The following is a 25,394-nucleotide window of genomic DNA, read 5'->3' as shown; positions in this document are numbered from 1 at the left end:
GAAGTGGTCAGCGGTCGAGTTCGGCGACCGTGCGGGCGCTCAGGTCGATCACCAGGTGCCGCATGTCGATCCACGGGCCGTTGAGGGCCTTCGGGAAGAGCCGGGCGCAGCGGTGTTCGCCGCACCGGTCGAGTGCGGCGGGCTGGGCGCCCGGAGCGGCCCGGAAGACCATGCTGTCGACCTCCAGCTGGTCCGGGGAGGTCAGTTCCTTGCCGGTGGCGTCCTTGTAGTCCGCCTTCAGACCCGCGCTCAGCGGGCTGGCCAGCAGGATCTTCATGGCCTCGGTGTTCTCCGAGCGGCCGAGCGGCGGCTGGACGCCCTGCTCGGTGCCGGTGTGCTCGACCTCGCCGGTGTCGAGGTTGACCGTCTTGATGACCAGCGTGTCGTCCTTGTAGTCGTAGAACGTCACGTCGGCGCGCCGGGGCGCGGACGGGTCGTCGAGCTCGTCGGTCTCCGGCTCGGCGAGGTCGATGCCGAGGGTCTGCGGGCCGCGGTCCCCGTCGACGTCCTCACTGGACCGCAGCAGCTGCCGGTTCAGGGCGATCCGCTCGACCCGGGCCAGCTCGTCCTCGGTGAGCGGGTCGCGTCCGGTCCCGCGCTCGCCCTCGGCCGGCGCCTCCTGGACGACGCCGGGCTCGACGGCCTGGTCCTGGCCCGCTCCCTGCGCCTGTCCCGGGGCGCTCTGCCCGGTCCCCGTGTTCCGGTCGCCGGTGTCGTCGGCTCCCGCCGTGCCCGGCAGGGTGACCGCGATCATGGCCGCGGTCCCGGCCAGCGCTATCCCCGCGCCGGCCACCACCTTGCCCAGATGGCGGTGCACTGTCTTGCGCACGTCTTTCCCCCTACTCCCCCTGAATCCCCGGGAGTATGTGATCTGCCCCACTGGTTCGGCATACCGGGTATGCCTGGTCGATCGGTAAGAGGGACATAAGTCGGGGGTGGTTCCCTCACTTTCGGGGAGACTCGAAGCCAAGGCGCCCCGACGGGGCACTTCACCTGAAAGAGTCGTGTACATGCAGGTCTGGCCTGGAGAGGCATATCCACTCGGTGCCACGTATGACGGCGCCGGCACCAACTTCGCGGTCTTCACGGAGGCCGCGGACAGAGTAGAGCTGTGTCTGCTGCATGACGACGGCTCGGAGACGGCGGTGGAACTGCGGGAGAGCGACGCGTTCGTCCGGCACGCGTACGTGCCGGGCATCATGCCGGGACAGCGGTACGGCTTCCGGGTGCACGGGCCGTACGCCCCCGAGCACGGCATGCGCTGCAACTCGGCGAAGCTGCTCCTCGACCCGTACGCGAAGGCGGTGAGCGGCTCGATCCGCTGGGGCGAGGAGGTGTACGGCTACCACTTCGACGCGCCCGACGAGCGCAACGACCTCGACTCGGCGCCGCACACCATGTCGTCGGTCGTGGTCAACCCCTACTTCGACTGGGGCGACGACCGCCGCCCGCGCACCGAGTACCACCACACCGTGATCTACGAGGCCCATGTCAAGGGCCTCACCATGCGGCACCCCGGGCTCCCGGAGGAGCTGCGCGGCACCTACGCGGGCCTGGCGCACCCCGCACTGATCGAACACCTCACCGAACTGGGCGTCACCGCGCTGGAACTGATGCCCGTACACCAGTTCGTGAACGACCACCGGCTGGTCGACATGGGCCTGAACAACTACTGGGGCTACAACACCATCGGCTTCTTCGCCCCGCACAACGCCTACGCGTCCTGGGGCGACCGCGGCCAGCAGGTCCTGGAGTTCAAGTCGGCGGTGAAGGCGCTGCACGAGGCCGGCATCGAGGTCATCCTGGACGTCGTCTACAACCACACCGCCGAGGGCAACCACCTCGGCCCGACCCTGTCCTTCCGGGGCCTGGACAACCCCTCCTACTACCGGCTCACCGACGACCCCCGGTACTACATGGACACCACGGGCACCGGGAACTCCCTGCTCATGCGGTCTCCGCACGTCCTTCAGATGATCATGGACTCGCTGCGGTACTGGGTCACCGAGATGCACGTCGACGGCTTCCGCTTCGACCTGGCCGCCACCCTGGCCCGGCAGTTCCACGAGGTGGACCGGCTGTCGTCGTTCTTCGACCTGGTGCAGCAGGACCCGGTGGTCTCCCAGGTGAAGCTGATCGCCGAGCCCTGGGACGTCGGCGAGGGCGGCTACCAGGTGGGCAACTTCCCGCCTCTGTGGACGGAGTGGAACGGCAAGTACCGCGACACCGTACGGGACCTGTGGCGGGGCGAGCCGCGCACGCTCGCGGAGTTCGCCTCCCGGCTGACCGGCTCCTCCGACCTCTACCAGGACGACGGGCGGCGGCCGCTGGCCTCCATCAACTTCGTCACCTGCCACGACGGCTTCACCCTGCACGACCTCGTCTCGTACAACGAGAAGCACAACGAGGCCAACGGCGAGGACAACCGCGACGGGGAGAGCCACAACCGGTCGTGGAACTGCGGCGCGGAGGGCGAGACCGACGATCCGGCCGTGCTGGAGCTGCGGGCCCGCCAGATCCGCAACTTCCTCGCCACGCTGATGCTCTCCCAGGGCGTGCCGATGATCAGTCACGGTGACGAGTTCGCGCGCACCCAGCGGGGCAACAACAACGCCTACTGCCAGGACAGCGAGCTGGCCTGGCTGCAGTGGCCGGACCCCGACGACGAGGTCGGCAACAAGCTGCTGGACTTCACCCGCGCGATGGTGTGGCTGCGCCGGGACCATCCGGTCCTGCGCCGGCGCCGCTTCTTCCACGGGCGGCCGGTGGAGGGCACGCACGACGACCTGTCCGACATCGCCTGGTTCACCCCGCAGGGCAAGGAGATGACCCAGCGGGACTGGAACTCGACGCAGGCGTCGGCGCTGACGGTCTTCCTCAACGGCAACGCGATCTCCGAGCCGGGGCCGCGCGGGGAGCGCATCAGCGACGACTCGTTCCTGCTGATGTTCAACGCGTCGCCGAAGACCCTCGACTTCGTCGTACCGGTCGACCACGGCCGCCAGTGGCAGGTGGTCGTGGACACCGCGCGCGTGGACGGCGTTCCGCCCGGCACCGGGCCCAAGGTGCACGACGGGGACCGGCTGACCCTGGTGGACCGCAGCCTGGTGGTGCTCCAGCGGCCCGTCTAGGAACGGGTCCGCGGACGCCCGGCCACGCCCGCGTGGCCGGGCGTTTCCCGTGCGGCGTACGACCCCGTCCGCGCGGTCAGCGCGAGGGCGCAGGCGAGGGCGGCGGCCAGGCTCGCCGCCCCGAAGGCCGCGGCGGGGCCGTACGTCTCGGCGAGGCGGCCGGTCACGGCGACCGCCAGGGCCTGGCCGGCCACCAGGGCGCTGGTCGCGACGGCCATCGCCTCGGCCGGCCGGGCCGGCGGCACCACCCGCTCGGTGAGCCCGAACACCGTGATCAGATGCGGCGCGTAGGCCACACCGAGCACGGTGACCACGGCGTACAGGCCCGCCAGGCTGTCCGTCCACAGCAGCGGCAGCGACAGCGCGAACGCCGCCGCGGTCGCCGCCCGCCGCCGCGCCGGAAGCCCCACGCGCGCGGGTACGGCGGCCATGGCGAGCCCCGCGACGGCGCTCATGACCCCCATGGCGGCGTACACCAGTCCGGCCTGTTCCGGCCGCCCGAGCCGCTCGGTGAGCGCGGTGACGCCCGCCTGGCAGGCGCCGAACATGGCCCCCTGGAGGGCGAGCGCGGCGCGCAGCGAGTGGACGGTGCGGGGCATGCGCCCGGGTGCCCCGGTGCGGCGCACGGCGGCCGAACGGGTCACCGCGGCCGTCGGATGGAGGGCGAAGGCGCCGCCGCACAGGGCCACCAGGAGCGCCGCGGCGAGCAGGGCGTGGGCGGGGTGGGCCAGGACCGCGGCCAGGCCCACCAGGGCGGGGCCCAGCACGAAGGAGACCTCGTCCAGGGTGCTCTCGAAGGAGAACGCGGCGCCGACCACCGGCTCGGGGGCCTTGTGCCGCCGGGCCAGGGCGACCAGGCGGGCGCAGGCCAGGGGGCCGACCAGCGGCACGCTCGCGCCCGCGCAGGCGCCGAGCAGCGCGAGCCAGGGCGTGGCGAGCCCGGCGAGCGCCCCGCCCACCAGGGCGGTGATCGCGAGGGCGTTGGCGACCGAGAAGGCGAGCACGACCGTGCGCTGCCCGTGCCGGTCCGCGAGCCGGCCCACGAGCGGTCCGCACAGCACCTGCCCGACGGCCGGCGCCCCGCCGGTCAGACCGGCGGCGGCCAGGGAGCCGCTCGTGCGGGCGACCAGGAGAACACTGCCGAACTGGATGGTGGCCGTGGGCAGTCTGCCGAGGAACGACACCCCCGGCAGCAGCGGCCCGGTCAGGCCGATCACCTCACGGTATGTGTCCAGCGCCCGGCCCCGCCCCGAAGATCCCATCGCTCGACGCCAGCCACGCGCGGGGGCCACGTGGAGGGGAGGATGACACGAAGGGCGGCAGGGCGGGTACGTACGTTTCCATGACACCTGAGCGACCTGACACGGTGGCGCCCACGGCCACGTACCGGCTGCAGCTGCAGCCCGAGTTCCCCTTCGCCGCCGCGGCCGAGGCGGTGCCGTACCTGGCCTCGCTCGGCGTCTCGCACCTGCATCTGTCCCCGGTGCTGGAGGCGGTGCCCGGCTCGGCGCACGGCTACGACGTCGTCGACCACGCGCGCGTGCGGGAGGAACTGGGCGGCGAGGCGGGGCTGCGCGCGCTGGCCGGTACCGCCCGGGAGCACGGGCTCGGCCTGATCGTGGACATCGTGCCGAACCACATGGCGATGGCACCGCGCCACAACCGGGCCCTGTGGGAGGTGCTGCGCGAGGGCCCCAAGTCGCCGTACGCGCGCTGGTTCGACATCGACTGGGAGGCACAGGCCGGGCAGGTGCTGCTCCCGGTGCTCGGCGGTCCGCTCGGCCAGGAGCTCGGCCGCCTGGAGGTCGACGGCGACGTGCTGCGCTACTACGACCAGGCGTTCCCGCTGCGCCAGGGCACCGAGGACCTGCCGCTGCCCCAGCTCCTGGACGCCCAGTGGTACCGCCTCGCCTGGTGGCGGCTGGCCCGGACCGAGCTGAACTACCGCCGGTTCTTCAGCATCTCGGAGCTCATCGGGGTGCGGGTGGAGGACCCGGAGGTCTTCGAGGCCACCCACGACAAGATCCTCGCGCTGCTCCACGAGGGCGTGATCGACGGGCTGCGCATCGACCATCCCGACGGGCTCGCCGACCCCGACGGCTATCTGCGGCGGCTGCACGAGGCGACCGGGGGCCGCTGGACGGTCGTGGAGAAGATCCTCTCGGACGGGGAGCACCTGCCCGCCTCCTGGCCCGTCGCCGGGACCACCGGCTACGACGCCCTGCGGCACATCGACGGCCTCTTCACGGACCCGGCCGGGCACGGGGAACTCCTCGGCCAGTACCGGCGCTTCGCGGCGCCGCAGACGGACCGGGGCGGGCAGTGGGAGACGACCGTGCGGCGGGCCGCGTACAAGGTCCTCAGGCACGAGCTGGCCGCGGAGACCGAGCGGCTGACCCGGGTCGCCGACCGGGTCTGCACCACCTCGCCGGACCCCGCGCTGCGCGACCGCGCGCCCTGGGCGCTGCGCACCGCGCTCCAGGAACTCCTCGTCCGGCTCGAGGTCTACCGGCCCTACGCCTCCGGCGACCCGGCCGCCGTCGTCACCGAGGAGGCGGCGGCCGAGGCCCGGCACGCCTTCGCCGTCCCGGAGGAGGCCGGCGCGGTCGACGTCGTACGGGACCTGGTGCTCGGGCGGGACGGGGACGGCCCCGACCGGACGGAGTTCCGCACCCGGTTCGCGCAGACGGCGTCGGCGCTGCGGGCCAAGTCGGTGGAGGACACCGCGTTCTACCGCTACGTGCCGCTGCTGTCGGCGACCGAGGTGGGCGGGAACCCGGGCAGTCCCGCGATGTCCCCGGAGGACTTCCACGCCTACTGCGCGCGCGTGCAGCGCGACTGGCCGACGACGGGGACCGTCGTGTCGACGCACGACACCAAGCGCAGCGCCGACGTCCGGGCCGCGCTCGCGGTGCTCACCGAATGCCCGCAGCGGTGGGCGGACCTGCTGTCCGAGGTGACCCGCTCCGGCGAGGGCGTGCCCGACGCGCAGCTGGCGTGGGCCGCCTGGCAGACGGTGTTCGGGCTCGGCCCCGCGGACCCGCAGCGGGTGCGGGAGGCGCTGCTGAAGCACGTGCGGGAGGCAGGCCTCTACACGAGCTGGACGGAGCAGGAACCGCCGTACGAGGAGGCGGTGGCGGCCTTCGTCACCGCGGGGCCCTGCGGTCCGCCCGGCGCCCACGTGGCCGCCCTGCGCGACCGGCTCGCGCCGCACATCCGCGCGAACGTGCTGGGCACCGCCCTGGTCCAGCTGACGATGCCGGGTGTGCCCGACGTGTACCAGGGCACGGAGGGCGAGTACCGGGCCCTGGTGGACCCGGACAACCGGCGGCCGGTGCACTACCCGCCCCTGGAGACCGGCGAGAAGAACACGCTGACCGCGGCGGCGCTGCGGCTGCGCGCACGGAGGCCGGCCGCCTTCGGTGAGGCGGCGACGTACGCACCGCTGTCCGCGCAGGGTCCGGCGGCGGCGCACTGCGTGGCGTTCGCGCGCTCGCAGGAGGTGGTCACCGCGGTGACCCGGCTGTCGCTGCGGCTGGCGGAGGCGGGCGGCTGGCGGGAGACAGGGCTGGAGCTGCCGCCGGGGCGGTGGGCCGACGTGCTGACACCGGGACGGGAGTTCACCGGGCACGTGCGCGTGGCGGAGCTGTTCGAGCCGCTTCCGGTGGTGCTGCTGGAACGGGTCTGAGGAGGCCGCGGGCGGGCGCGCGCCGCGATGGCACGCGCCGCGGGGCGGGCTGTACGACCGGCTCGCCGCCGCGCGCGCTCCCCGCGTCCGCCCCGCGCGGGCGGCGCGTCGTGGTGTACGGCGCCGCTCCCCGCGTTTCCCCGCTTCCGGGGGCCGCCGGTGTCCGCCTCCTCCCCCACGGCTCCCGTCGGCACCGGCCGCCCCGCCGGTCGGCGTGCCGTGCCCCTGGGCGCCCCCTGGAGCCTCCCCCTGGCTGTCCTTGACAGTGCACGGCGGCCGTGGGGTACTGCGGATTGCGAGGCCGGGCGGACGTGACGGGGGTGAGTCTCCTGCCGGAGCTGCGCTACCCCACGGTGACCGAAGTCGTCTCGGCGGCCCGGGCGTTGGCGGCACAACGACCGGGCCCGTGCACACTGCGGGAGGTGGGCCTGTCGCGAGCGGGCCGCCCTCTGCATCTGCTGTCCGTGGGCCGTGCGCGGCGCGCGGTGCTGGTCGTCGCGGGCGCCCACGCCAACGAGCCGACCGGCGGCCCGGCCCTGCTCGCGCTGGCCGAACGGGTCCTGCACGAGCGGGCGCTGCGGACCGACACCTCCTGGCACTTCCTGCTGTGCGCCGATCCCGACGGGGCGAGCCTGCATGTCACTCCCGCGCCGCGCAGCCTGTTCGACTACCACCTCGGCTTCTTCCGGCCGGCGGGCCCCGAGCAGCCGGAGTGGTCGCCCGCGGTCCTGCCGCCCGACCGGCTGCCGCCGGAGACCCGCGCCCTGACCGGGGTCATCGACGAACTGCGCCCCTACCTCCAGGCCACCCTGCACGGCACCGAACTGGGCGGCAGCTGGGTGCAGCTGACGAAGGACCTGCCCGGGCTCGCCGAGCCGTTCGCCAAGTCGGCGGCGGAGCTGAACATCCCGGTGGAGACCGGCGCCGCGGACGCCGCGGGCTGGCCTGCGTCCGGGCCCGGCGTCCATGTGATGCCGGCGGCGGGGGCGGCGATGGCGTACCCGAGCATGCCGGACGACGCCCGGCACAGCACCTGGCACCACGTGCACCGGTACGGCGGGATGACGGCGGTCGTGGAGGTGCCGATGTGGGCGAGCGACCTGGTCGACGACCCGGTACCGCATCCGGCGCCGGTGGCGGCGATGCGGCGGCTCGCGGGCCGGCTGCTGCGGGACACGCGGGAGGTGGAGCGGGTGCTCACCGAGGTGCTGCCCCGGCTCGACGGCGCCGACGGACCGCTGCTGCGGGCCACGCGCTGGGCGCTGGAGCTGGTGCCGGGGCTGGCCGCGGACTGGACGCGCACGGCGCCGGTGGACGACACGCGCGCGTACATCGGCAGTGTGGACGCCTTCGCGCGCCGGCTGCCGCTGCGGGCGGCGGCCATGCTGCTGCGAGTGCTGCAGGAGACGGACGACCGTGCGGCGCCGGGTCTGGAACGGCTCGTGGCGTCCTGGAGCGGTTCCTTCGAGCGGCGGTTCCGGGCCCGCTGGGTGCCGTTGGAGCACCAGGTCGAGCACCAGTCCCGCACGGTCGTCGCGGCGGCCCGGCACGCGCGCGACCGGGCGGCGTGAGAGCCGCCACGCGCGTGCCGGGGGCGCGCGCACCGGTCAGTCGTCCAGGGCGAACACCGCCCCCGTCCGCGCCGTCAGCTCGCACGCGTTGCCGAACAGCCGGTGGAACTCGACCGGACGGCCGTTCCACCGGCCGCTCGCCCGGGCGGTGACCGGGGCGTAGACCATCGGGCAGATCGCGTCCCGCTGGGCGATGCGGTCGATGGCGCCGTCGACCGCCGCCAGGGCCGCGCAGGCCTCGGCGGCGCGCGCGTGGCCCTGGGGCATGTCGCACATCAGCAGTGCGCCGCGGGTGCGGCCGGAGTGCGCGTCGCCCGTGGTGAGCGTGAGGTAGAGCCAGTTGTCGGGGAGGGTCTCCCGCTCGACCGCCTGCGCCGGAACCGTCGCGAGGACGAGGACGGAGACCGCCGCGAGCAGGACGCCCCGGACACCGGCCCGTCCCGCCTTCACTGTGGTGGAGTGTGTCATTCCCGATGCATCGGCACGGCGGCCTCGGAACCCCACCCCTGCTCACCCGAACGGGAACCCGCGCGCGGGTGGCGCGAGGCCAGGTCGAACGCGGCGAGCACCACCCGGGACTGGTACTCGACCTGGCGTGCGACCGGTATCCACCGCGCCCCGCAGCCGTCGCGGTAGTCGGCGCACCACAGGTCGATGAGCCGGTCCAGCTCGGGCAGCACCCCCGCCGGGTCCCGGCCCGAGCCGGCCACCAGCCGGTGCAGCAGCCCCGCCGTGCGCAGCGCCAGCCGTCGCCCGGCGATGCGCAGGGTGGCCAGGTGGGCGGTGCTGAGCGGGGGCAGGGGGTGGGCGTCGGCGGTGACGATGTCGGGGTCCCAGGTGTCGGCGAGCCCCGGGCAGACCAGCACGTAGTCGTCGACCGGGGCGAGCAGGCGGGCGGTCTCCTGGGTGGCGGGCAGGTGGTGGCGCAGGCGGGTGAGGAGGCGGGCCAGCAGCCGGGAGTCGTGCCGCAGGGCGCGGCTGACCGTGCGCAGGACGGCGGCCGCGTCGGCGGGGATGGTGTCGTCCTCCACCGCGGCCACCCCCCACATGGGTGCCTCGACCACCGCCGTGACCGTGCCGTACCGGTAGGGGTGGAACCAGGTGGACTCCACGGCGGCCTCGGTGATGGCGGCGGCGAGGTCGCCCCGGCGCGGCGGCGGGATCAGGTAGACGGCGGGCCCGAGGCGCGGCCAGTACAGGGTGTCGTACGGCCCGAGTTCGCGGGGGATGCCCAGGCGGGCGGCGGTGTGCGCGAGGCGGCGCGGGAAGCCGGGCAGGTCGTGGGTGAGCTCGGCGAAGCCGCCGCCGACGTCGACGCCGTGCAGCGAGCACTGCAGGAAGGGGCGCAGCTCGTCCTGGAGGTCGAGCAGGGCGCGGGTCTCGGGCAGCGTGGCGCGGTCCGCCCCGTCGGGCAGCCACTCGGGCTGTTCCAGGAAGCCGGGGCGGAAGAAGTTCCGAAAGTAGCGGCCGAGGGTGTACGGGCCCTGGAGCCAGCCCTCGTTGCGGCGCAGTCCGTCGGGGTCGAGGCAGAGCAGCAGGTTCCAGGTGGCGTCGGCGTCCTCGTCGCGGCGGGGGTCGGCGAGGACCCGTTCGGCGAGCCGGAGGGCGGTGGCGCCGCCCACGGGTTCGTTGGCGTGCGGTCCGGCGACGACGAGGGCCTGGCGGCTGCCGTGGCCGACGGAGAGCAGCCACAGCGGGCTGCCTCCGCGGGAGGTCCCGACGCGGCGCAGCCGGGCGTCCGAGGGATGGCGGGTGACGAACGCGGCCGCCCGGGCGCCGAGTTCGTCGGCGGTCGGGTAGCGGAGGAGGGGCAGCAGGGCGCACCTCCGCGAGCCGGTGCCGTCGGTTCACTTGATGTGGCTGAGGTACGTACAGTCAGTCACGGCTGCGCTGGTACGTCAACGCCCCCGCGAGCAAAGGGATTTCCCCCACCGCGCCCCGTAAAGCCCAGGCCAGAGCTAAGGCACGGCTTAGTTCACGGTGAGCCGGAAGGCCAGCTGCCCGAAGCCGACCTGGTCGCCCGCGCGGACCACGGCCGTCCCGATGACACGCCGTCCGTTCACCGTGGTGCCGTTGGTCGAACCGAGGTCCCGCAGCAGCCACATGCCGCCCTGCCGGGTCAGCTCGGCGTGCCCCCGGGAGACCGTCTCGTGGGTCAGCCGCAGCCCGCTGGCGGGGTCGCGCCCGATGCGCAGCGGGTGACCGCCGCCGGGGTGGGGCAGCAGCAGCTTGGGCAGCCGCTCGGCCTGCCAGGCCCTGCGCAGCCGTACCCCGAACCCGGAGACCGCCTCGACGCCGCCGAGGACCATCCGGGAGAACCGGTTCTCCTGGGGCAGGTCGGCGGTGAGGGCGAGCAGTTCGTCGGCGCGGCGGGCGGCGAGGGCCAGCTCCATGCGCCGGATGAACGTGTCGTGCGAGAGCCGTCCCAGGGCGACACCGTCACGGAGCACCTTCAGCGCCTTGTCGCGCTCCGCGTCGGAGAGCCGCGCGGGGTACGTGGGGAACTCGAAGGACGACGTCACCTCGTGATTGTCGGTCAGCCGGGCCCGGGGTGTCCAGAAGCCGCGAAAACACCCGCCACGCGCGCGTAGTGCGACGACACCGGCCCCAAAAGGGAAGATTCAAAAGCGGATCGATCTCGTTTGAAGCACCATGGACGGGCTACATCACGGTGAGCAGACGAAGGGGAACCGTCCGTGCAGTTCGAGGTGTGGGCACCGCAGGCCGACCGGGTGACGCTCCATTACGGGGACGCCACACGCGCGCTGGAGCGCGATCCGGAGCGGGAGGGCTGGTGGCAGGGGGAGGCGGACGCCGAGGACGGCACCCGGTACGGCTATGCGCTGGACGACGGGCCGGTGCTGCCCGACCCGCGCTCGCGCCGCCAGCCCGAGGGTCCGGACGGGCGGAGCGCCGTCGTGGACCACGGGCGCCACACCTGGAGCGCCGCATGGGCCGGACGCGCGCTGCCGGGCGCGGTCCTCTACGAGCTGCACGTGGGCACGTACACCCCGGAGGGCACCCTGGACGCCGCCGCCGAGCGGCTCGGGCACCTCGTGGAACTGGGGATCACCCACGTCGAGTTGATGCCCCTGTGCCCCTTCCCCGGCCGGCACGGCTGGGGGTACGAAGGCGTCTCGCTGTGGGCGGTGCACGAGCCGTACGGCGGGCCCGAGGCGCTGAAACGGTTTGTCGACCGGGCGCACCACCTCGGTCTCGGGGTGGTGCTCGACGTGGTGCACAACCACCTCGGCCCGTCCGGCAACTACCTGCCCCTCTTCGGGCCGTACTTCACCGAGACGCACCACACGCCCTGGGGCGCCGCCGTCAACCTGGACGCGCCCGGCTCCGACGAGGTGCGCGACTACTTCCTGGGCAGCGCCCTGGCCTGGCTGCGCGACTACCGGATCGACGGACTCCGGCTGGACGCGGTGCACGCGCTGCGGGACACCCGCGCGTGCCACTTCCTGGAGGACCTGTCGACCGCGGTGGACGCGCTCTCGGCCGAGGTGGGACGGCCGCTGTTCCTGATCGCCGAGTCCGATCTGAACGACCCGCGGATCATCACCCCGCGCGAGGACGGCGGACTGGGGCTCCAGGCCCAGTGGAACGACGACTTCCACCACGCCCTGCACACCGCGCTGACCGGCGAGGCCCAGGGCTACTACGCCGACTTCGGGCGCTCCCCCCTGGCGTCCGTCGCCAAGACGCTGACCGGCGGGTACTTCCACGACGGCACCTACTCCAGCTTCCGCGGCCGCCGGCACGGACGGCCGCTGGACCGCTCGCGGACGGCCGGACACCGCCTGCTGGGCTACACCCAGACCCACGACCAGGTCGGCAACCGCGCCCAGGGCGACCGGCTGGCCGCCTCCCTCTCCCCCGGCCTGCTGGCCTGCGCGGCCACGCTCACCCTGACCGCGCCGTTCACGCCGATGCTGTTCATGGGCGAGGAGTGGGCGGCCGGCACCCCGTGGCAGTTCTTCACCGACCACACCGACCCCGAGCTCGCCGAGGCGGTACGGCGGGGCAGGCGCCGGGAGTTCGCCGCGCACGGCTGGGCCGAGGAGGACGTGCCCGACCCGCAGGACCCGGCGACCCGCGACCGCTCCTGCCTGGACTGGTCCGAGCCCGAGCGCGAGCCCCACGCGCGCGTGCTGGCCTGGTACCGCCGGCTCATCGCCCTGCGGCACGAACAGCCGGACCTGACCGACCCGGACCTCGCCGACACCAAGGTGGCCTACGACGAGCGGCAGCGCTGGCTCGCCTTCCGGCGCGGGGACGTGCGGGTGGCCGTCAACCTCGCCGGGGAACCGGCGCGGATCCCGCTGGGCCCCCGCCAGGCGCGCGTACTGGCCGCCTGGGAGCCCGTGGAGGCACCCGGCGCGGACGGGGTGCTGCACCTGCCCGGGGAGTCGTGCGTGGTGCTGCTCCAGGAGTGAGCGCCAGGCGCTTCCGCTCGGACAGGGCCTACGACCCTTCGTCGTCCCTCAGTTCGGTGACCCGCTCCAGCAGGATCGCCTCCCAGGCCAGTTCCAGTTGCCGCCGCAGCGGCGGCAGGGGGGCGCGGCGGGTGCCGTCGAGGGCCTCGGCGAGGTGCAGGACGGTGTCGCAGCGGGCCAGCCACAGGCCGCGCAGACAGGGGCGGGCGCCGTAGCCGGCCAGGGTGGCGGCGCGGACGGCGGCCGGGGAGCCGACGGCGCGGGCGAGTCCGGCGATGTCCTCGGCGGGGTCCCCGACCACCGTGTCGGTCCAGCCGAGGACGCCGAGCACCCGGCCGTCCGCGCTGACCACCAGGTGCTCGCCGGTCAGACCGTGGTGGACGAGGACGGAGCTGCCGGGCTGGGCGGCGAGCTGCACCGCGGCCGGCTGGGTGAGCTGGTGCAGCCGGCCGGGATCGAAGTCGTCGGCCGGGTCCAGGCGCCGGGCGGCGCGTTCGGCGGCCCGGCGCAGCCCCTCCAGGGAGCGCGGTCCGGTGCGCGGCACCCCGAGCGTCTCGGCCTGCCGCAGGGGGACCTCGCGCAGCCCGGTGAGCAGTCCGGCAAGGTCGGCCTCGCCGAGGGCGGACACGTCGTGCGCGTCGGCCGAGCCGCCGGGCACCTTGGTGTCCAGCGTGTAGGTCAGCCCGGGCGCCCACTCGCCGTGCGCGACGCTGGTCGGCACGGCGACCGGGACGTACGGCCGGACGAGATCGCGCAGCCGCAGCTCGCGGCGTTGCCGGACGGCGGTCTCGCGGTCGGGTGCGAGGCGCAGCACATGGCGGGCGCCGACCCACCAGGTGGCGGACGCGCCGCCCTCGGCGACGGGCCGGACCTCGGGTCCCGCGGTGTCGTCCGCACCGTCCTTGAGCAGGGAGCGGACCAGTCGGCGGACGGTGTCCGCGGTGGGTGTCGGTGCCTGGGTCATGGGTCGCGCCGTGGGTCGGTGGGAGGGTGCCGGGACTCCTGGGGCCGTTTCAGTCCACTATGACCATCTCGCGGGTGGTGTCGTTGAGGCGGCGGCCGCCGTCCTCGGTGACCGTGACGATGTCCTCGATGCGTACCCCGAACCGGCCCGGCAGATAGATGCCGGGCTCCACGGAGAAGCACATCCCGGGCACGAGGGGCTGGTCCTCGCCCTCGATCATGTACGGCGGCTCGTGCGTGGTGACGCCGATGCCGTGCCCGGTGCGGTGGATGAAGTACGCGCCGTACCCGGCGTCCGTGATGACCGCGCGGGCGGCCCGGTCCACCTCCTGGCAGGCGACGCCGGGCCGCACCGCCCGGAAACCGGCCTCCTGGGCCGCGCGCACCAGGTCGTGGACCCGGCGCTCCTCGTCGGTGGGCTCGCCGACGTGGACCGTGCGGGAGGTGTCGGAGCCGTAGCCGCCGCGGAGGCCGCCGAAGTCGAGGACGACCATGTCACCGCGCTCGATGACGCGGTCCCCGGGTTCGTGGTGGGGATTGGCGCCGTTGGGTCCCGAGGCGACGATCGTGAAGTCGACCGTCTCGTGTCCGTGCTCCCGCAGCAGCCGGGCCAGGTCCGCGGCGACCTCGGACTCCTTGCGGCCCGCGAAGGGAACCGTCCGGATCTCCTCGTACGTCGCGTCCGCGGCCGCGCCCGCGGCTGCCAGCCGGTCCAGTTCCGCCTCGTCCTTGACGGCCCGGAGCATCGGCAGCGCCTCGGTGAGGGAGGCGTAGGAGGAGTCGGGCAGGGTCTTGGCCAGGCCCAGCAGATGCATGGCCCAGGTGTTGTCGCTGATGCCGAACCGGCCGTCCCGCTGCAGCAGGGCCGCGGTGACGGCGTAGGGGTCCTTGCCGTCGGTCCAGTCGAGCAGGGTCAGCGCGGGCGCGCCGGTCGCCTTCGCGGCGTCGGGGGCCTCCAGGGCGGGGACGATCAGGCCGGGGTCCCGGCCGGGGACGAGGACGAGCAGGGTGAGCCGTTCGGTGACGGCGGTGGGTGCGTAGCCGGTGAGCCACACCAGGTCGGGTCCGGGCGCCACCAGCAGCCCGGCGAGTCCGGCGTCGGCGGCCGCCCGCGCGGCGCGCTCCATGCGGGCGCGGTAGTCGTCGGCGGTGAAGGGAGCGGGCGTAGGGGCGGTCATCCGGGCCTCCCTGGGCGGGTGAAGGTGACTACGGGCAGCATCCTGCCCGGACGGCGGGGGCGGCGCGAGCCGGTCGACGGACCCGGGCTCACCCCTCCAGGGCCATCCGGGCGCCGAGGAGCAGCAGCACGCCTCCGGAGACCTGCTCGAGCCGTCGGCGCACTCCCGCGCGGGACAGCAGGCTCTTCAGGCGGCCGACGAACCACACGTAAAGGCCGTAGTGGCCGATCTCGTAGACCGCCCAGAGCGCGGCGAGGCCCACCATGGCGGGCAGGTGCGGGGCGCCGTCGGGCACGAACTGCGGCAGGAAGGAGAGGGCGAAGACGGCCGCCTTGGGGTTGGCGAGGTTGAGCAGCAGGCCCGCGCGGTAGGACGCCCAGCCGCTGCGGCCGCCGCCCTCCCCGGCCTCGCCCTCCGGTTCGTCGCGGGTGCGGCGGGCCGTCCGCAGCGTCTGGATGCCGAAGCCGACCAGGACGACCGCGCCGACGACGCGCAGCACGTCGTACGCCACCTCCGAGGCGGTCAGCAGGGCGGTGAGGCCGAAGGCGGCGACGACGCCCCAGACGAAGACGCCGGTCTCGTTGCCGAGCACGGTCAGGAAGCCGGAGCGGCGGCTGTGCAGCGACTGCCGGATGATCAGCACCGTGCTGGGTCCCGGCGAGGCGGCCACCAGGGCGCAGGCGCCGAGGAAGGCGAGGAGTGTGGTCAGCATGGGGTCATCGTGGCCGGAGCGCCGGCTGTGGGGACAGGGGTTTTCCGACAGGGCTCAGGTGACGACGCCGGGGGTCACGGTCAGCTGCTGGTAGCCGCCGCTTCGGTGACGCACCGTCAGGGCGACCTCGGTGCCGGGCCTGGCCCGGGCCACCGCGTGGGCGAGGTCGGCGGCGTCGTCGATGCGGGTCGTGCCGAAGACCAGGAGGACATCGCCGCGGACCAGGCCCGCCGCGTAGCCGGGGCCCGGCACGTGCACGCCGATCACCTCGGCGCCCGCCTTGTCGGCGTCCACGGCCTCCACCCCGAGGGTGGCCCTGGCCGGCGCGGGAGCCGGGCTCGGTGCGGCGGACGGAGTGGGGCGCGGGTCCGCCGGGGCCGCCGGTGCGCTGCGCGGACCGGGGCCCGCCTGCTTCAGCTCGGCCAGCTTGCTCATGCCGATCACCGTGGCGGCGACCGTGCCCAGGCCGACGCCGGACAGGACCAGGACCGTGCCGGCGAACAGGGCGAGCAGCAGCGTCCTGAGCCGGCGTCCGCGCCGGCGGGCGGCGTGCGGGCGCCGGGCGGCCGGCTGCCTCGTGCCGCCGCCGGGCTCCTGGCCGGGCATCGGCTTGGGACGCAACGCGGTCTGTTCCATGGCTCGCCTCCGGCCGGAGGCTACGGATCGCCTCCGGCTGGAGGACTACCCGGGGCGCCGGCGCACGACGTGCCACGAACGAGTGAGACTGACCGCCGGTCAGGAGCGGAAGCCTCCCCGGTCAGGGGAGGCGAGTGCCGCTGCCGAGCGATGTGCCGCCCCCTGGAGCGGGCCGGCGTGCACCAGTTCCGTGCGGTGCACGAGCCGGGGCGCGGTGACCGGCACGGCGACGCCGCCCGGCACGCCCGTGGCCAGTGAGCGCGGGAGCAGGGTCAGGCCGTGCCCGGCGACGGCCAGCGCGGTGAGGGCCCGGACGTCGGTGCCCTCGTAGCGCAGGGAGGGGCGGAAGCCGTGACCGCCGCCCGCCGCGCGGAGCTGGGCGAGCGGGAGTCCCGCGTCGGGGGCGTCGAGCCAGCGGGCGTCGGCGAGGTCGCCGAGGCGCAGTCCGGGCCGTCCGGCCAGGGGGTGCGTCCGCGGCAGCAGCACGCACACCGGTTCCTCGCCCGCGCCGCGCGTGGTCAGCGGTGCCACGTCGGGCAGTCGCAGCGGATCGCTGGGGGCGGCCAGACCGTCGACGAGGCCCAGATCGGCGGAGCCGGTGGCGACGGCCGCCGGGATCCCGTCCCGGGGCAGCACCTTGAGGGTCACCCCGGCGGCCGGGAGCACGGCGAGGACGCGGGGTCCGAGGGCGGTGGGCGCGGCGGCGAGGGTCAGGCCGTGGGCGGGCGCGGCGGCCATCCGGACGACGTCGGCACGGGCCGCGTCCAGGCGCAGCAGCAGCGGGGCCGCGTGTTCCAGCAGCCGGGCGCCGGCCGCCGTGGGGGCGACGGGCCGGCGGGTGAGCAGCGGGGTGCCGAGGTCCTGTTCGAGGGCCGCGATGTGCTGGGACACGGCCGACTGGGTGTAGCCGAGGTCGCGGGCCGCCTCGGAGAAGGAGGAGAGGCGGGCGACCGTGACGTAGGTGCGCAGCAGATGCGGGTCCATGCCCCTGAGAATGACATCAGTTCCGCTTATCGAGCGTGCAGGGATCATCGTTGGACGTGAACTCGGGGGCGCGCCGAGGATGGCGGGCATGACCGAGACCTTCGCGCGGATCGCCCTGGTCGGCGACCGCTCCCCCAATGTCGTGTCGCACACCCGCATTCCCCTGCTGCTCGATGCCCTCGCCGCCCGTGAGCGGCTGGTCCTCGACGCGTACTGGATCCCGACCGAGGAGGCCGGCGCCCCGGGCGCCGTGGACGGGTTCGACGCGCTGTGGGTGGTTCCGGGCAGCCCGTACCGCAGCGAGGCCGGTGTGATCGCGGCGATCCGCACGGCGCGCGAGCAGCGCATTCCGTTCCTGGGGACGTGCGCCGGGTTCCAGCACGCGGTGCTGGAGTACGCCCGCCATGTCTGCGGGCTCACCGGCGTGGCGCACGCCGAGAACGACCCGTCCGCCGAGGACCCGATCATCGAGCCGCTGGCCTGCTCACTGGTGGGCCACGAGGCCGTGGTCACCATCGAGCCGGACTCGCTCGCGCACTCCGTGATCGGCTCGGAGCGGACCGTCGAGCGCTACTTCTGCGCCTACGGCCCCTCGCGCCACCTCGACACGCTGACCGCTCACGGACTGCGCTTCTCCGGGCGCGACGAGGACGGCCAGGTCCGGATCGCCGAACTGCCGGGCCACCCCTTCTTCCTGGCCTCGCTCTTCCAGCCGGAGCTGTCCGGCGACGGCTCCCGACCACACCCGGTGGTCACGGCCTGGGCCAGGGCGGCCGTCGAACACGCAGGTCAACCGGTCTGAGGCGGCCGGCCGGGGCCCGTTGTCAGCAGGGGCTGTTACGTTCTGTGACATGACCGATCACGCGCTGCGCAAGCTGCGGCAGGATCCGCGGCTCGCGGAACTGGCCGCCTTCCCCTTCGACTTCGACCTGAGCCGTGCCGCCCACGGCCATGTCGAGCCGGTCCGCCTCGCCTCGGGCGGCCCGATCGAGGTCGTCGCGGGCAGCGGCTCGGGCGGTACGTACTTCGGGTGCGCGGACGGTTCGGTGCTCTACGCCGATTCGGAGGGTGGGGCCGGGATCATCGGCTCCTCCGCCGACGAGGCGCTCGAGGTGGTGATCGGCCTGCCCTGCTGGTTCGACTGCGTGAACCTCTCCCCGCACGACGGCGAGCAGGCCGTCCTCGCGCGCGTCGCGGAGCTGGAGGCGGAACTCCGCGAGGACGACGACGGCTTCTACGCGGCGCGGGAGGAACTCCGCACGGCCCTGGGCCTCCCCGCGCGTTCCCCGTTCGATCTGGTCACCCTGCTGCACACCGCGCTCCTGCGCACGGAACCCGACTTCCTGCTGCTCAACGAGGAGGAGGGCGGCGCCTACCGGTTGCTCGACCAGCACCCCCGTCCCCCGCTGTGGGAGCCGGTGCTCGCCCGGGGCCGGGCGGATCTGGCCCTGCTGCGGGCGGGCGACCGCACCGCGTGGGACGCGGTAGTGGGGGATGCCGTACGGCGCCGACTCGCCCTGCGCGCGGCGCAGTTCGACCGCGCGGACGGCGACCTGGACCTGCTCCGGCATCTGCTGCGGCGGGAGACGGAGTCGTCGATGACGGACGAACTGCGGCTCGCCGCGGTCCTCGTGGGGCGGCACGGGGACGTGACCGATCTGCCGCTGCTGCACGAGGTCCGCGAGACGGACTTCGACACGCACTGCGGGCTCAGCGAGATCCCGGAACCGGGTTCGGACGCCGCCGAGTTGACACGCTGGGCCGAGGAGCTGGACGACATGATGTTCGGCACCGATCCCGCCGACGAAGGACTCGCCACCTGGACCGACCTCGCCCTGGACCAGGGGCTGACCGAACTCGCCCGGGTGGCGCTGATCCGCGAACTCGACGAGATCTTCCTGGACCGGAGCATCCTGCGACGGCCCGGCGATCCGGCCCGGCTGGACACGTCACGGCTCGGCCGGCTCGCATGTGCTCTGGAACGGGCCGGTGACCTCCCCCAGTCCCTGCGCGCCCAGCGCCTGTACGCCGCGCTCCAGGACACGGCGTGGGACCGGATCTCGGAGCTGCGGGACCAGGCCCGGCTGGAGCGCACCTGCGGACATCTGCCGCAGGCGGTGCGCACCTTGGCGTCGACACGTGCGCTCCTGGCCGACCCCGGCGACGACTCGCTGCGCCACTGGAGCCGGACCAACTTCGGCCGCTTCATCGCCGAGGAGCACTACGCCCTCACCGGGGCCCTCGCCGACGCCGGCCTCCCGGAGGAGGCCCGCGCCCTCCTCGCCTTGGCCGACGCGATACTCGGCGAGCTCTCGGGGAACGCCGCCACGGGCGCCCGGAAGCTCGCCGAGGAGACCTCCGAGCGGGTGGGGGACCTGACGGGCCTCAGCTGACGGGCAGGGCGGGCGGCCGGTCCGGCAGGAAGCCGTGGGCGCGGCGGGCCAGGTAGGCGGGCTTGTAGCGGTCGACCTCGCGGTGCCAGTTCAGGATGCCCGCCATCCAGTTCCGCAGGTCGGCCACATAGGTCCGCATGGCCTCGCGCGCCTCCTCGGTCAGGTCGAAGTCGTCGTACACGACCGGTAGTTCGTGCGCGACGACGTGCTCGAACTGCTGCATGCGCTGGGTCATCAGGTCATGCACCACGCCGAGCCCGGTCGGGTAGTCGCAGCCGAAGAAGTTCTGCACCACCAGGATCGAGTTGTGGATCTCGCCCTCGTACTCGACCTCCTTCTGGTACGAGAAGACGTCATTGAGGAGGCAGGCATAGTCGACAGCGGCGTTCTCCAGCGAGCGCACCGGGCCGCTGCGGTAGACCTCCGGCGGCACGGAGGGGCCGTGGCCCATGCGGCACAGGGCCATCGTGAGGTCGGAGCCGAAGGTGGCGCGGCGCATCTCCAGGTAGTCGACCGGGTCGGGGATGCGGTTCTGGAGCTGGTTGGACAGCTCCCACACCCAGCTCTCGGTCATGACGTTCACCGCGTCCTTGAGGGTGCGCCGCTGCCCGGGCGACATCCCGGCGGTGGTGCGGGCCCACAGGTCGCCGAGGGCGCGTTCCATGGCGTTGGCGGGGGCCAGGGGCTCCTCGCCGTCGACGGGCATGCAGGCCGCCAGGCGCTGGGTGGTGAGGTGGGCGGCGGCCAGGTCGCGGCGGTGGCCGAAGACGAGGGGGTAGTAGTCGTCGCCGTAGGTGCCCCAGGCGAGCCAGTCGGCGCTGAGGTCGAGGGCCTCCTCGGTCGCGTCCGGGTCCAGGCCCGCCGAACACAGGGCCAGGTCGGCGGCGGCGAGCTTGTCCTCGTCCCAGACGCCCTCCTCCAGCATGCCCATGCGGTGCGTCCAGTCGACGAGCCGCCGCCGGGCGCCGGGCAGATGGGGGCTGAGCTCCACCTGGAACGGCATGTAGATGTCGGGGATCAGGGACGGCCCGACCTTCTGGTACGGCACGTGCGTGTAGGCGCGCAGGCGTTCGGCGCCGGCCGCGGCGAGGAGGGCGCCGACGTCGGCGGCGGAGGTGCCGGGTCCGGTGAGGCCGTGCCAGGGGCTGGTGGAGCGGGCGCGCTCGTTCATGTACCGGCTGGAGCGCATGTGCCATTCGTGGCCGCCGGACTGCCAGTCCTGCAGTCCCTGGGTGTAGGCGGCGACGGCGGCGACCTCGTCCGGGGTCAGGCCCCGCTCCACGGCCAGCGCGGGGACCTCGGTGAGGGCGGTGTGCTCGAACTGGTGGAGCCGGGAGGTGAGGACGTCGTTGACGGTGTCGGCGGCCTCCTGGGTCGTGCAGCCGAAGAAGGTCTCCAGCACCAGGACGCCGTTGCTCAGCTCGCCCTCGTCCTCGACCTCGCGCTGGTAGGAGAACAGGTCGTTGCGCAGGTGCACGGCGTCGGAGAAGGTCTCCATCAGCACCCGCATGGGCCTGGTCCCGGCGACCGCGGCGGGCACCTCGGCCTGCGCGTACTCCACCAGACCCGCGGACCAGGGGGCGCCGCCCACCTTGCGGCGCATCTCGATGTACTCGACGGGGTTGGAGATCCGCCCCTCGTTGATGTTGGACAGCTCCCACATCGACTCGTTCAGCAGGTGCTCGGTGGCGACGGCGAAGCGGCGGCGCCAGTCGGCGGACATCGCGGGGACCGTGCGCTTCCAGAGGTCGGCGAGCCCGGCCTCCACCGGGTTCTCGGGCTCGGGCACCGGCGTGCCGAGGTCCATCGGCATGAACAGGGCGAGCCGGTCGAGGTGGGCCTTGCCGGCGGCGCGGTCCTGGGTGCGCTTGTACATGTCGAGGAAGTGGTCGTCGAAGAAGAAGACCCACACGTACCAGTCGGTGATCAGGGAGAGGGCGGGGCCGTCGCACTCGGGGTGGGTGTAGGCGCAGAGCAGGCCGTAGTCGTGCGCTTCGAGGTCGGACTGCTCCCAGATCCCGGAACCCTCCAGCATGCCCATCTCGCGGGCCCAGACGGTCGAGTGGGCGCGGGCCTCGTCGACATGGGGATTGAGCCGAGCGGGATACGGCATGTAGAAGTGCGGGAGTTCGAAGGGCTGCGTCATGGCCGGGCACTACCCGGCGCCACCGGCGGCCATCCTCGGGCCGGGACATGATCACACCATCGCGTGAATCCGGGATGAACCTCCGCATTCCCAAGGGCCCTTGTGGCGTTCACCTCTACGCGCGCAGACTACGGAGGTTCTCGCGTCCCTCCTCCCCGCCGGAGTCCCGATGAACCTGCCCGGAGCCCTGTCCCGCCGTACCGCCCTCGCCTCGCTCGCCGGGGCGGCGCTGGCCGGCACCGCCGCGTGGCCCGCCTCGGCGGCCGAACGCCACGGCCGCGCGGTCCGGTTCGCCACCTTCAACGCCTCCCTCAACCGCTCCGCCGAGGGCGCGCTCGTCGCGGACCTGTCCACGCCGGACAACGTCCAGGCGCGCAATGTCGCGGAGACGATCCAACGGGTCGACCCCGATGTGCTGTTGATCAACGAGTTCGACCACGTCGCGGGCGGCGCCGCGGTCCGCCTCTTCCGGGACAACTACCTCGCCGTCGGGCAGCGCGGCGCCGAGCCGGTCCGCTACCCGTACGCCTTCACCGCGCCGGTCAACACCGGTGTCGCCTCCGGGCTCGACCTCGACGGCCGGGGCGGCGCGGTGACGACGCCCGGTTCGGACGCGTACGGGCAGGACGCCTTCGGATACGGCTGGTTCCCCGGGCAGTACGGCATGGTGGTGCTGTCCAAGTACCCGATCGCCACGCATGCCGTGCGCAGCTTCCAGCGCTTCCTGTGGAAGGACATGCCGGGCCATCTGATGCCCCCGGGCTACTACAGCGCCGAGGCGACGGCGGTCTTCCAGCTGTCCTCCAAGAGCCACTGGGACGTGCCGGTGCGCATCGGCCGGGACACCGTGCACTTCCTGGTGTCGCACCCCACGCCGCCCACCTTCGACGGCCCCGAGGACCGCAACGGCCGCCGCAACCACGACGAGATCCGGCTGTGGGCCGACTACGTCGGCGGGCGCCGGCGCGGCGCGTACCTGTACGACGACCGGGGGATGCGCGGCGGGCTGCGGCCGGGGTCGCGGTTCGTGCTGGCCGGCGACCAGAACGCCGACCCGCACGACGGCGACAGCTACGGCGGCGCCATCCGGCTGCTGCTGGACCACCCGGCGATCCGCCCGCCCGCCGGTCCGCCGTCCAGCGCCGGAGCCGTCGAGGCGGCGCGGCTGCAGGGCGGCGCCAACGCCTCGCACACCGGCGACCCGGCCTACGACACCGCGGACTTCAACGACACCGCCCCGGGCAATCTGCGCGTCGACTACGTCCTGCCCTCCCGCGGTCTGACCCCCGGCGCGAACGGCGTGTTCTGGCCGACGTCCGACGATCCGCTGCACCGGCTGGTCGGTGGCGGCGCGAACGTGCCCACATCGGACCACCGGCTGGTGTGGCAGGACGTGTACGTCCGCTGAAACGCGCGCTCTTGCCGAGGCCGGGCCGGGGCGCCACCGTAAGCGCATGACCTCCTTCACGCTCCCTCATGAGCTGCACGGCGACGGCCCGCACAAGGTGTTCGCGGTGCACGGCTGGTTCGCCGACCGGTCCGCGTACGCGAGCGTCCGGCCCGACCTCGACGGCACGTCCTTCACCTACGCGCTGGTCGATCTGCGGGGCTACGGCGAGGCGAAGGACGCCGTCGGCAGCTACTCGACGGCCGAGGCGGCACAGGACCTGCTGGACCTGGCCGACCGGCTGGGCTGGGAGCGGTTCTCGGTGGTGGGGCACTCGATGGGCGGGTCGGTGGCCCAGCGGCTGCTGGCGTCGGCGCCCGGGCGGCTGCGCCGGATCGTGGGCGTCTCCCCGGTGCCCGCGTCGGGGCTGCCGCTCCCGGCCGAGCAGTGGCGGCTCTTCGCGGACTCGGCGCACCTGCCGGAGAACCGCCGTACGATCATCGACTTCACCACCGGGGGCGTCCGGCCCACGGCCTGGCTGGACCGGATGGTCAACCGGTCGCTCGCGGTGAGCGACGCGAAGGCATACCGGGCCTGGCTGGACTCCTGGGCCCGGGAGGACTTCCACGCCGAGGTGGCGGGCGCCCGGGTGCCCGCGCTGGCCGTCGCGGGCCGTCTCGACCCGGCGCTGTCGGCGTCGCTGCTGCGCGACACGTGGCAGCGCTGGTATCCGTACGGCGAGGTGCGGGAGCTGTCCGGTGCCGGGCACTACGCCATGGACGAGACCCCGCTGGAGCTGATCCAGGTGGTGGAGGCCTTCCTCGACGCGGACGACGAGGACGGCACCGGCCCCGAGGGCGGGGCGGACCAGCCCGGCGCGGCGGCCGAGGGCGAGGAGGCGTGACCTTCCGCCCCTCCCCGCCCGTCCCCGACGTCTTCGACCCGCGCCAGTACGCCACCGGCGTGCCCCACGCCGCCTACCGTGTGCTGCGTGACCATCACCCGGTGGCCTGGCAGGACGAGCCCGAGGTGCTGGGCTGGCCGGCCGGCCCCGGGTTCTGGGCGGTGACCCGGCACGCAGACGTGGTCCGGGTGCTCAAGGACCCGCTGACGTACTCGTCCCGGCTGGGCGCCACGCAGATCCGGGACCCGGACCCGGAGGACCTGCCGTTCATCCGGCGGATGATGCTCAACCAGGATCCGCCGGGACACGGCAGGCTGCGGCGGCTGGTGAGCCGGGCGTTCACCCCGGGCCGCGTCGACCGCTTCACCGCGGTCGCCGAGAAGCGCGCGCAGGACCTGTTCGCGCGGGCCCTGGAGACGGCCCGCGAGGGGGACGGCACGGTCGATCTCGTCGCCTCCGTCACCGACGACTACGCTCTGCTCAACCTGGCCGACCTGCTCGGCGTCCCGGAGCCGGACCGGGGGCTGCTGCTGCACTGGACGCAGCGGGTCATCGGCTACCAGGACCCCGACGAGGCGGGCCCGCCGGTGCTGGACGAGGCGGGCAAGCCGGTCAACCCGCGCTCCCCGGCGATGCTGCGGGACATGTTCGCGTACGCCCGCCAACTGGCCGCGTACAAGCGGCGGTACCCGGCCGACGACGTGCTCACCATCCTCGCGCACGACGCCGAACTCACCGCCGAGGAGCTGGAGATGTTCTTCTTCCTGCTCACCGTCGCCGGGAACGACACCGTGCGCGGCGCGGCCCCGGGCGGCCTGCTGGCACTCGCCGAGCACCCGGAGTCGTACGAGAGGCTCCGCGCCGGCGATACCGAACTCCCCTCTGCGGTAGATGAGTTACTGCGCTGGCACCCGCCCGTCCTGACCTTCCGCCGCACGGCCGACCACGACACCGAACTCGCCGGGCGGCGGATCCGTGCCGGGGACAAGGTCGTCGTCTTCCATGCCTCCGCCAACCGGGACGAGCGGGTCTTCGCGGAGCCGGACCGGCTGGATCTGACCCGGGCGCCGAACCCGCATGTCTCCTTCGGGGACGGCCCGCACGTCTGTCTCGGCGCGCACTTCGCGCGGCTGCAACTGCGGGTGCTGTACCGGGAGGCGGTGCGGGCGCTGCCCGTGCTGCGCACGGCGGGTCCGGCCGGGCGGCTGGTGTCGAACTTCATCAACGGGATCAAGTCACTGCCGGTGCGGGTGACCTGA

At 73.9% G+C, this 25,394-nt stretch carries 20 protein-coding genes; 9 read left to right on the top strand and 11 right to left on the bottom strand.

The window, feature by feature from the left end; all coding sequences use genetic code 11:
- Window positions 1-7: 7 nt before the first annotated feature.
- Window positions 8-829 (bottom strand): Tat pathway signal sequence domain protein, encoded by an 822-nt coding sequence (locus tag M8H82_RS05960; RefSeq protein ID WP_250071369.1) that lies wholly within the window; start codon window positions 827-829, stop codon window positions 8-10.
- Between the two features lie 181 nt (window positions 830-1,010).
- On the opposite strand from M8H82_RS05960, the gene glgX reads away from it, so the two are divergent.
- A complete protein-coding gene (gene glgX / locus M8H82_RS05955) occupies window positions 1,011-3,131 on the top strand; it encodes a glycogen debranching protein GlgX (protein WP_250071368.1) in 2,121 nt (706 codons plus the stop codon).
- Here the strand turns inward: glgX and M8H82_RS05950 are convergent.
- Complete coding sequence (locus M8H82_RS05950; protein WP_250071367.1) at window positions 3,128-4,393, bottom strand: MFS transporter; 1,266 nt, start codon at window positions 4,391-4,393, stop codon at window positions 3,128-3,130. The genes glgX and M8H82_RS05950 overlap by 4 nt on opposite strands.
- An 80-nt stretch (window positions 4,394-4,473) precedes the next feature.
- Between M8H82_RS05950 and treY the strand changes: the two genes are divergently transcribed.
- Window positions 4,474-6,819, top strand: coding sequence for a malto-oligosyltrehalose synthase (gene treY, locus M8H82_RS05945; RefSeq protein ID WP_250071365.1), 2,346 nt, complete (start codon window positions 4,474-4,476; stop codon window positions 6,817-6,819).
- Between the two features lie 320 nt (window positions 6,820-7,139).
- On the top strand, window positions 7,140-8,390 hold the full coding sequence (locus M8H82_RS05940) for a M14 family zinc carboxypeptidase (protein ID WP_250071362.1): 1,251 nt from the start codon (window positions 7,140-7,142) through the stop codon (window positions 8,388-8,390).
- Between the two features lie 36 nt (window positions 8,391-8,426).
- Here the strand turns inward: M8H82_RS05940 and M8H82_RS05935 are convergent, their stop codons facing one another.
- The 3 genes from M8H82_RS05935 to M8H82_RS05925 form a co-directional block, all read right to left on the bottom strand.
- Window positions 8,427-8,858 carry an SSI family serine proteinase inhibitor gene (locus M8H82_RS05935; protein ID WP_250071361.1) on the bottom strand — a complete coding sequence of 144 codons (432 nt, stop codon included), beginning with the start codon at window positions 8,856-8,858 and terminating at the stop codon, window positions 8,427-8,429.
- A complete protein-coding gene (locus tag M8H82_RS05930; protein WP_250071457.1) occupies window positions 8,855-10,207 on the bottom strand; it encodes a M14 family zinc carboxypeptidase in 1,353 nt (450 codons plus the stop codon). The genes M8H82_RS05935 and M8H82_RS05930 overlap by 4 nt, the downstream gene beginning before the upstream one ends.
- A 153-nt stretch (window positions 10,208-10,360) precedes the next feature.
- The gene (locus M8H82_RS05925) at window positions 10,361-10,912 is read right to left on the bottom strand and encodes a DUF1707 and FHA domain-containing protein (RefSeq protein ID WP_250071359.1); all 552 of its coding nucleotides are present in this window, start codon (window positions 10,910-10,912) and stop codon (window positions 10,361-10,363) included.
- A gap of 174 nt (window positions 10,913-11,086) precedes the next feature.
- Here M8H82_RS05925 and treZ point away from each other — a divergent pair, with 174 nt between their 5' ends.
- On the top strand, window positions 11,087-12,832 hold the full coding sequence (treZ, locus tag M8H82_RS05920; RefSeq protein WP_250071357.1) for a malto-oligosyltrehalose trehalohydrolase: 1,746 nt from the start codon (window positions 11,087-11,089) through the stop codon (window positions 12,830-12,832).
- 28 nt (window positions 12,833-12,860) lie between these two features.
- Here the strand turns inward: treZ and M8H82_RS05915 are convergent, their stop codons facing one another.
- From M8H82_RS05915 to M8H82_RS05895, 5 genes are all read right to left on the bottom strand, one after another.
- Window positions 12,861-13,796: an aminoglycoside phosphotransferase family protein gene (locus tag M8H82_RS05915; protein WP_250071356.1), complete on the bottom strand. Its 936-nt coding sequence runs from the start codon at window positions 13,794-13,796 to the stop codon at window positions 12,861-12,863.
- A gap of 49 nt (window positions 13,797-13,845) precedes the next feature.
- Window positions 13,846-14,973: an aminopeptidase P family protein gene (locus M8H82_RS05910; RefSeq protein WP_250071355.1), complete on the bottom strand. Its 1,128-nt coding sequence runs from the start codon at window positions 14,971-14,973 to the stop codon at window positions 13,846-13,848.
- An 88-nt stretch (window positions 14,974-15,061) separates the two neighbouring features.
- Entirely contained in the window at window positions 15,062-15,685 is a 624-nt protein-coding gene (locus tag M8H82_RS05905; RefSeq protein ID WP_250071351.1) for a LysE family translocator, read from the bottom strand.
- A 54-nt stretch (window positions 15,686-15,739) separates the two neighbouring features.
- Window positions 15,740-16,321 carry a PDZ domain-containing protein gene (locus tag M8H82_RS05900; RefSeq protein WP_250071350.1) on the bottom strand — a complete coding sequence of 194 codons (582 nt, stop codon included), beginning with the start codon at window positions 16,319-16,321 and terminating at the stop codon, window positions 15,740-15,742.
- 99 nt (window positions 16,322-16,420) lie between these two features.
- Window positions 16,421-17,305, bottom strand: a complete 885-nt coding sequence (locus tag M8H82_RS05895; RefSeq protein ID WP_250071349.1) for a LysR family transcriptional regulator — start codon at window positions 17,303-17,305, stop codon at window positions 16,421-16,423.
- 88 nt (window positions 17,306-17,393) lie between these two features.
- Here M8H82_RS05895 and M8H82_RS05890 point away from each other — a divergent pair, with 88 nt between their 5' ends.
- Both M8H82_RS05890 and M8H82_RS05885 read left to right on the top strand, forming a co-directional pair.
- Window positions 17,394-18,107, top strand: coding sequence for a hypothetical protein (locus M8H82_RS05890; RefSeq protein ID WP_250071348.1), 714 nt, complete (start codon window positions 17,394-17,396; stop codon window positions 18,105-18,107).
- Between the two features lie 49 nt (window positions 18,108-18,156).
- Complete coding sequence (locus tag M8H82_RS05885; protein ID WP_250071347.1) at window positions 18,157-19,698, top strand: hypothetical protein; 1,542 nt, start codon at window positions 18,157-18,159, stop codon at window positions 19,696-19,698.
- Here M8H82_RS05885 and cyc2 read toward each other — a convergent pair.
- Entirely contained in the window at window positions 19,691-21,844 is a 2,154-nt protein-coding gene (cyc2, locus tag M8H82_RS05880; RefSeq protein ID WP_250071346.1) for a germacradienol/geosmin synthase Cyc2, read from the bottom strand. The genes M8H82_RS05885 and cyc2 overlap by 8 nt on opposite strands.
- Before the next feature lie 169 nt (window positions 21,845-22,013).
- On the opposite strand from cyc2, the gene M8H82_RS05875 reads away from it, so the two are divergent.
- The 3 genes from M8H82_RS05875 to M8H82_RS05865 are packed head-to-tail and all read left to right on the top strand — an operon-like array spanning window position 22,014 to window position 25,394.
- Entirely contained in the window at window positions 22,014-23,252 is a 1,239-nt protein-coding gene (locus M8H82_RS05875; RefSeq protein WP_250071345.1) for an endonuclease/exonuclease/phosphatase family protein, read from the top strand.
- 46 nt (window positions 23,253-23,298) lie between these two features.
- A complete protein-coding gene (locus tag M8H82_RS05870) occupies window positions 23,299-24,135 on the top strand; it encodes an alpha/beta fold hydrolase (RefSeq protein WP_250071344.1) in 837 nt (278 codons plus the stop codon).
- A complete protein-coding gene (locus M8H82_RS05865) occupies window positions 24,132-25,394 on the top strand; it encodes a cytochrome P450 (protein ID WP_250071343.1) in 1,263 nt (420 codons plus the stop codon). The genes M8H82_RS05870 and M8H82_RS05865 overlap by 4 nt, the downstream gene beginning before the upstream one ends.

The sequence above is a fragment of the Streptomyces sp. YS415 genome, from assembly GCF_023544665.1.
GTDB lineage: Bacteria > Actinomycetota > Actinomycetes > Streptomycetales > Streptomycetaceae > Streptomyces.
The sequence above is the reverse complement of the archived record's forward strand: the minus strand, read 5'-3'. Positions and strand labels throughout refer to the sequence as shown.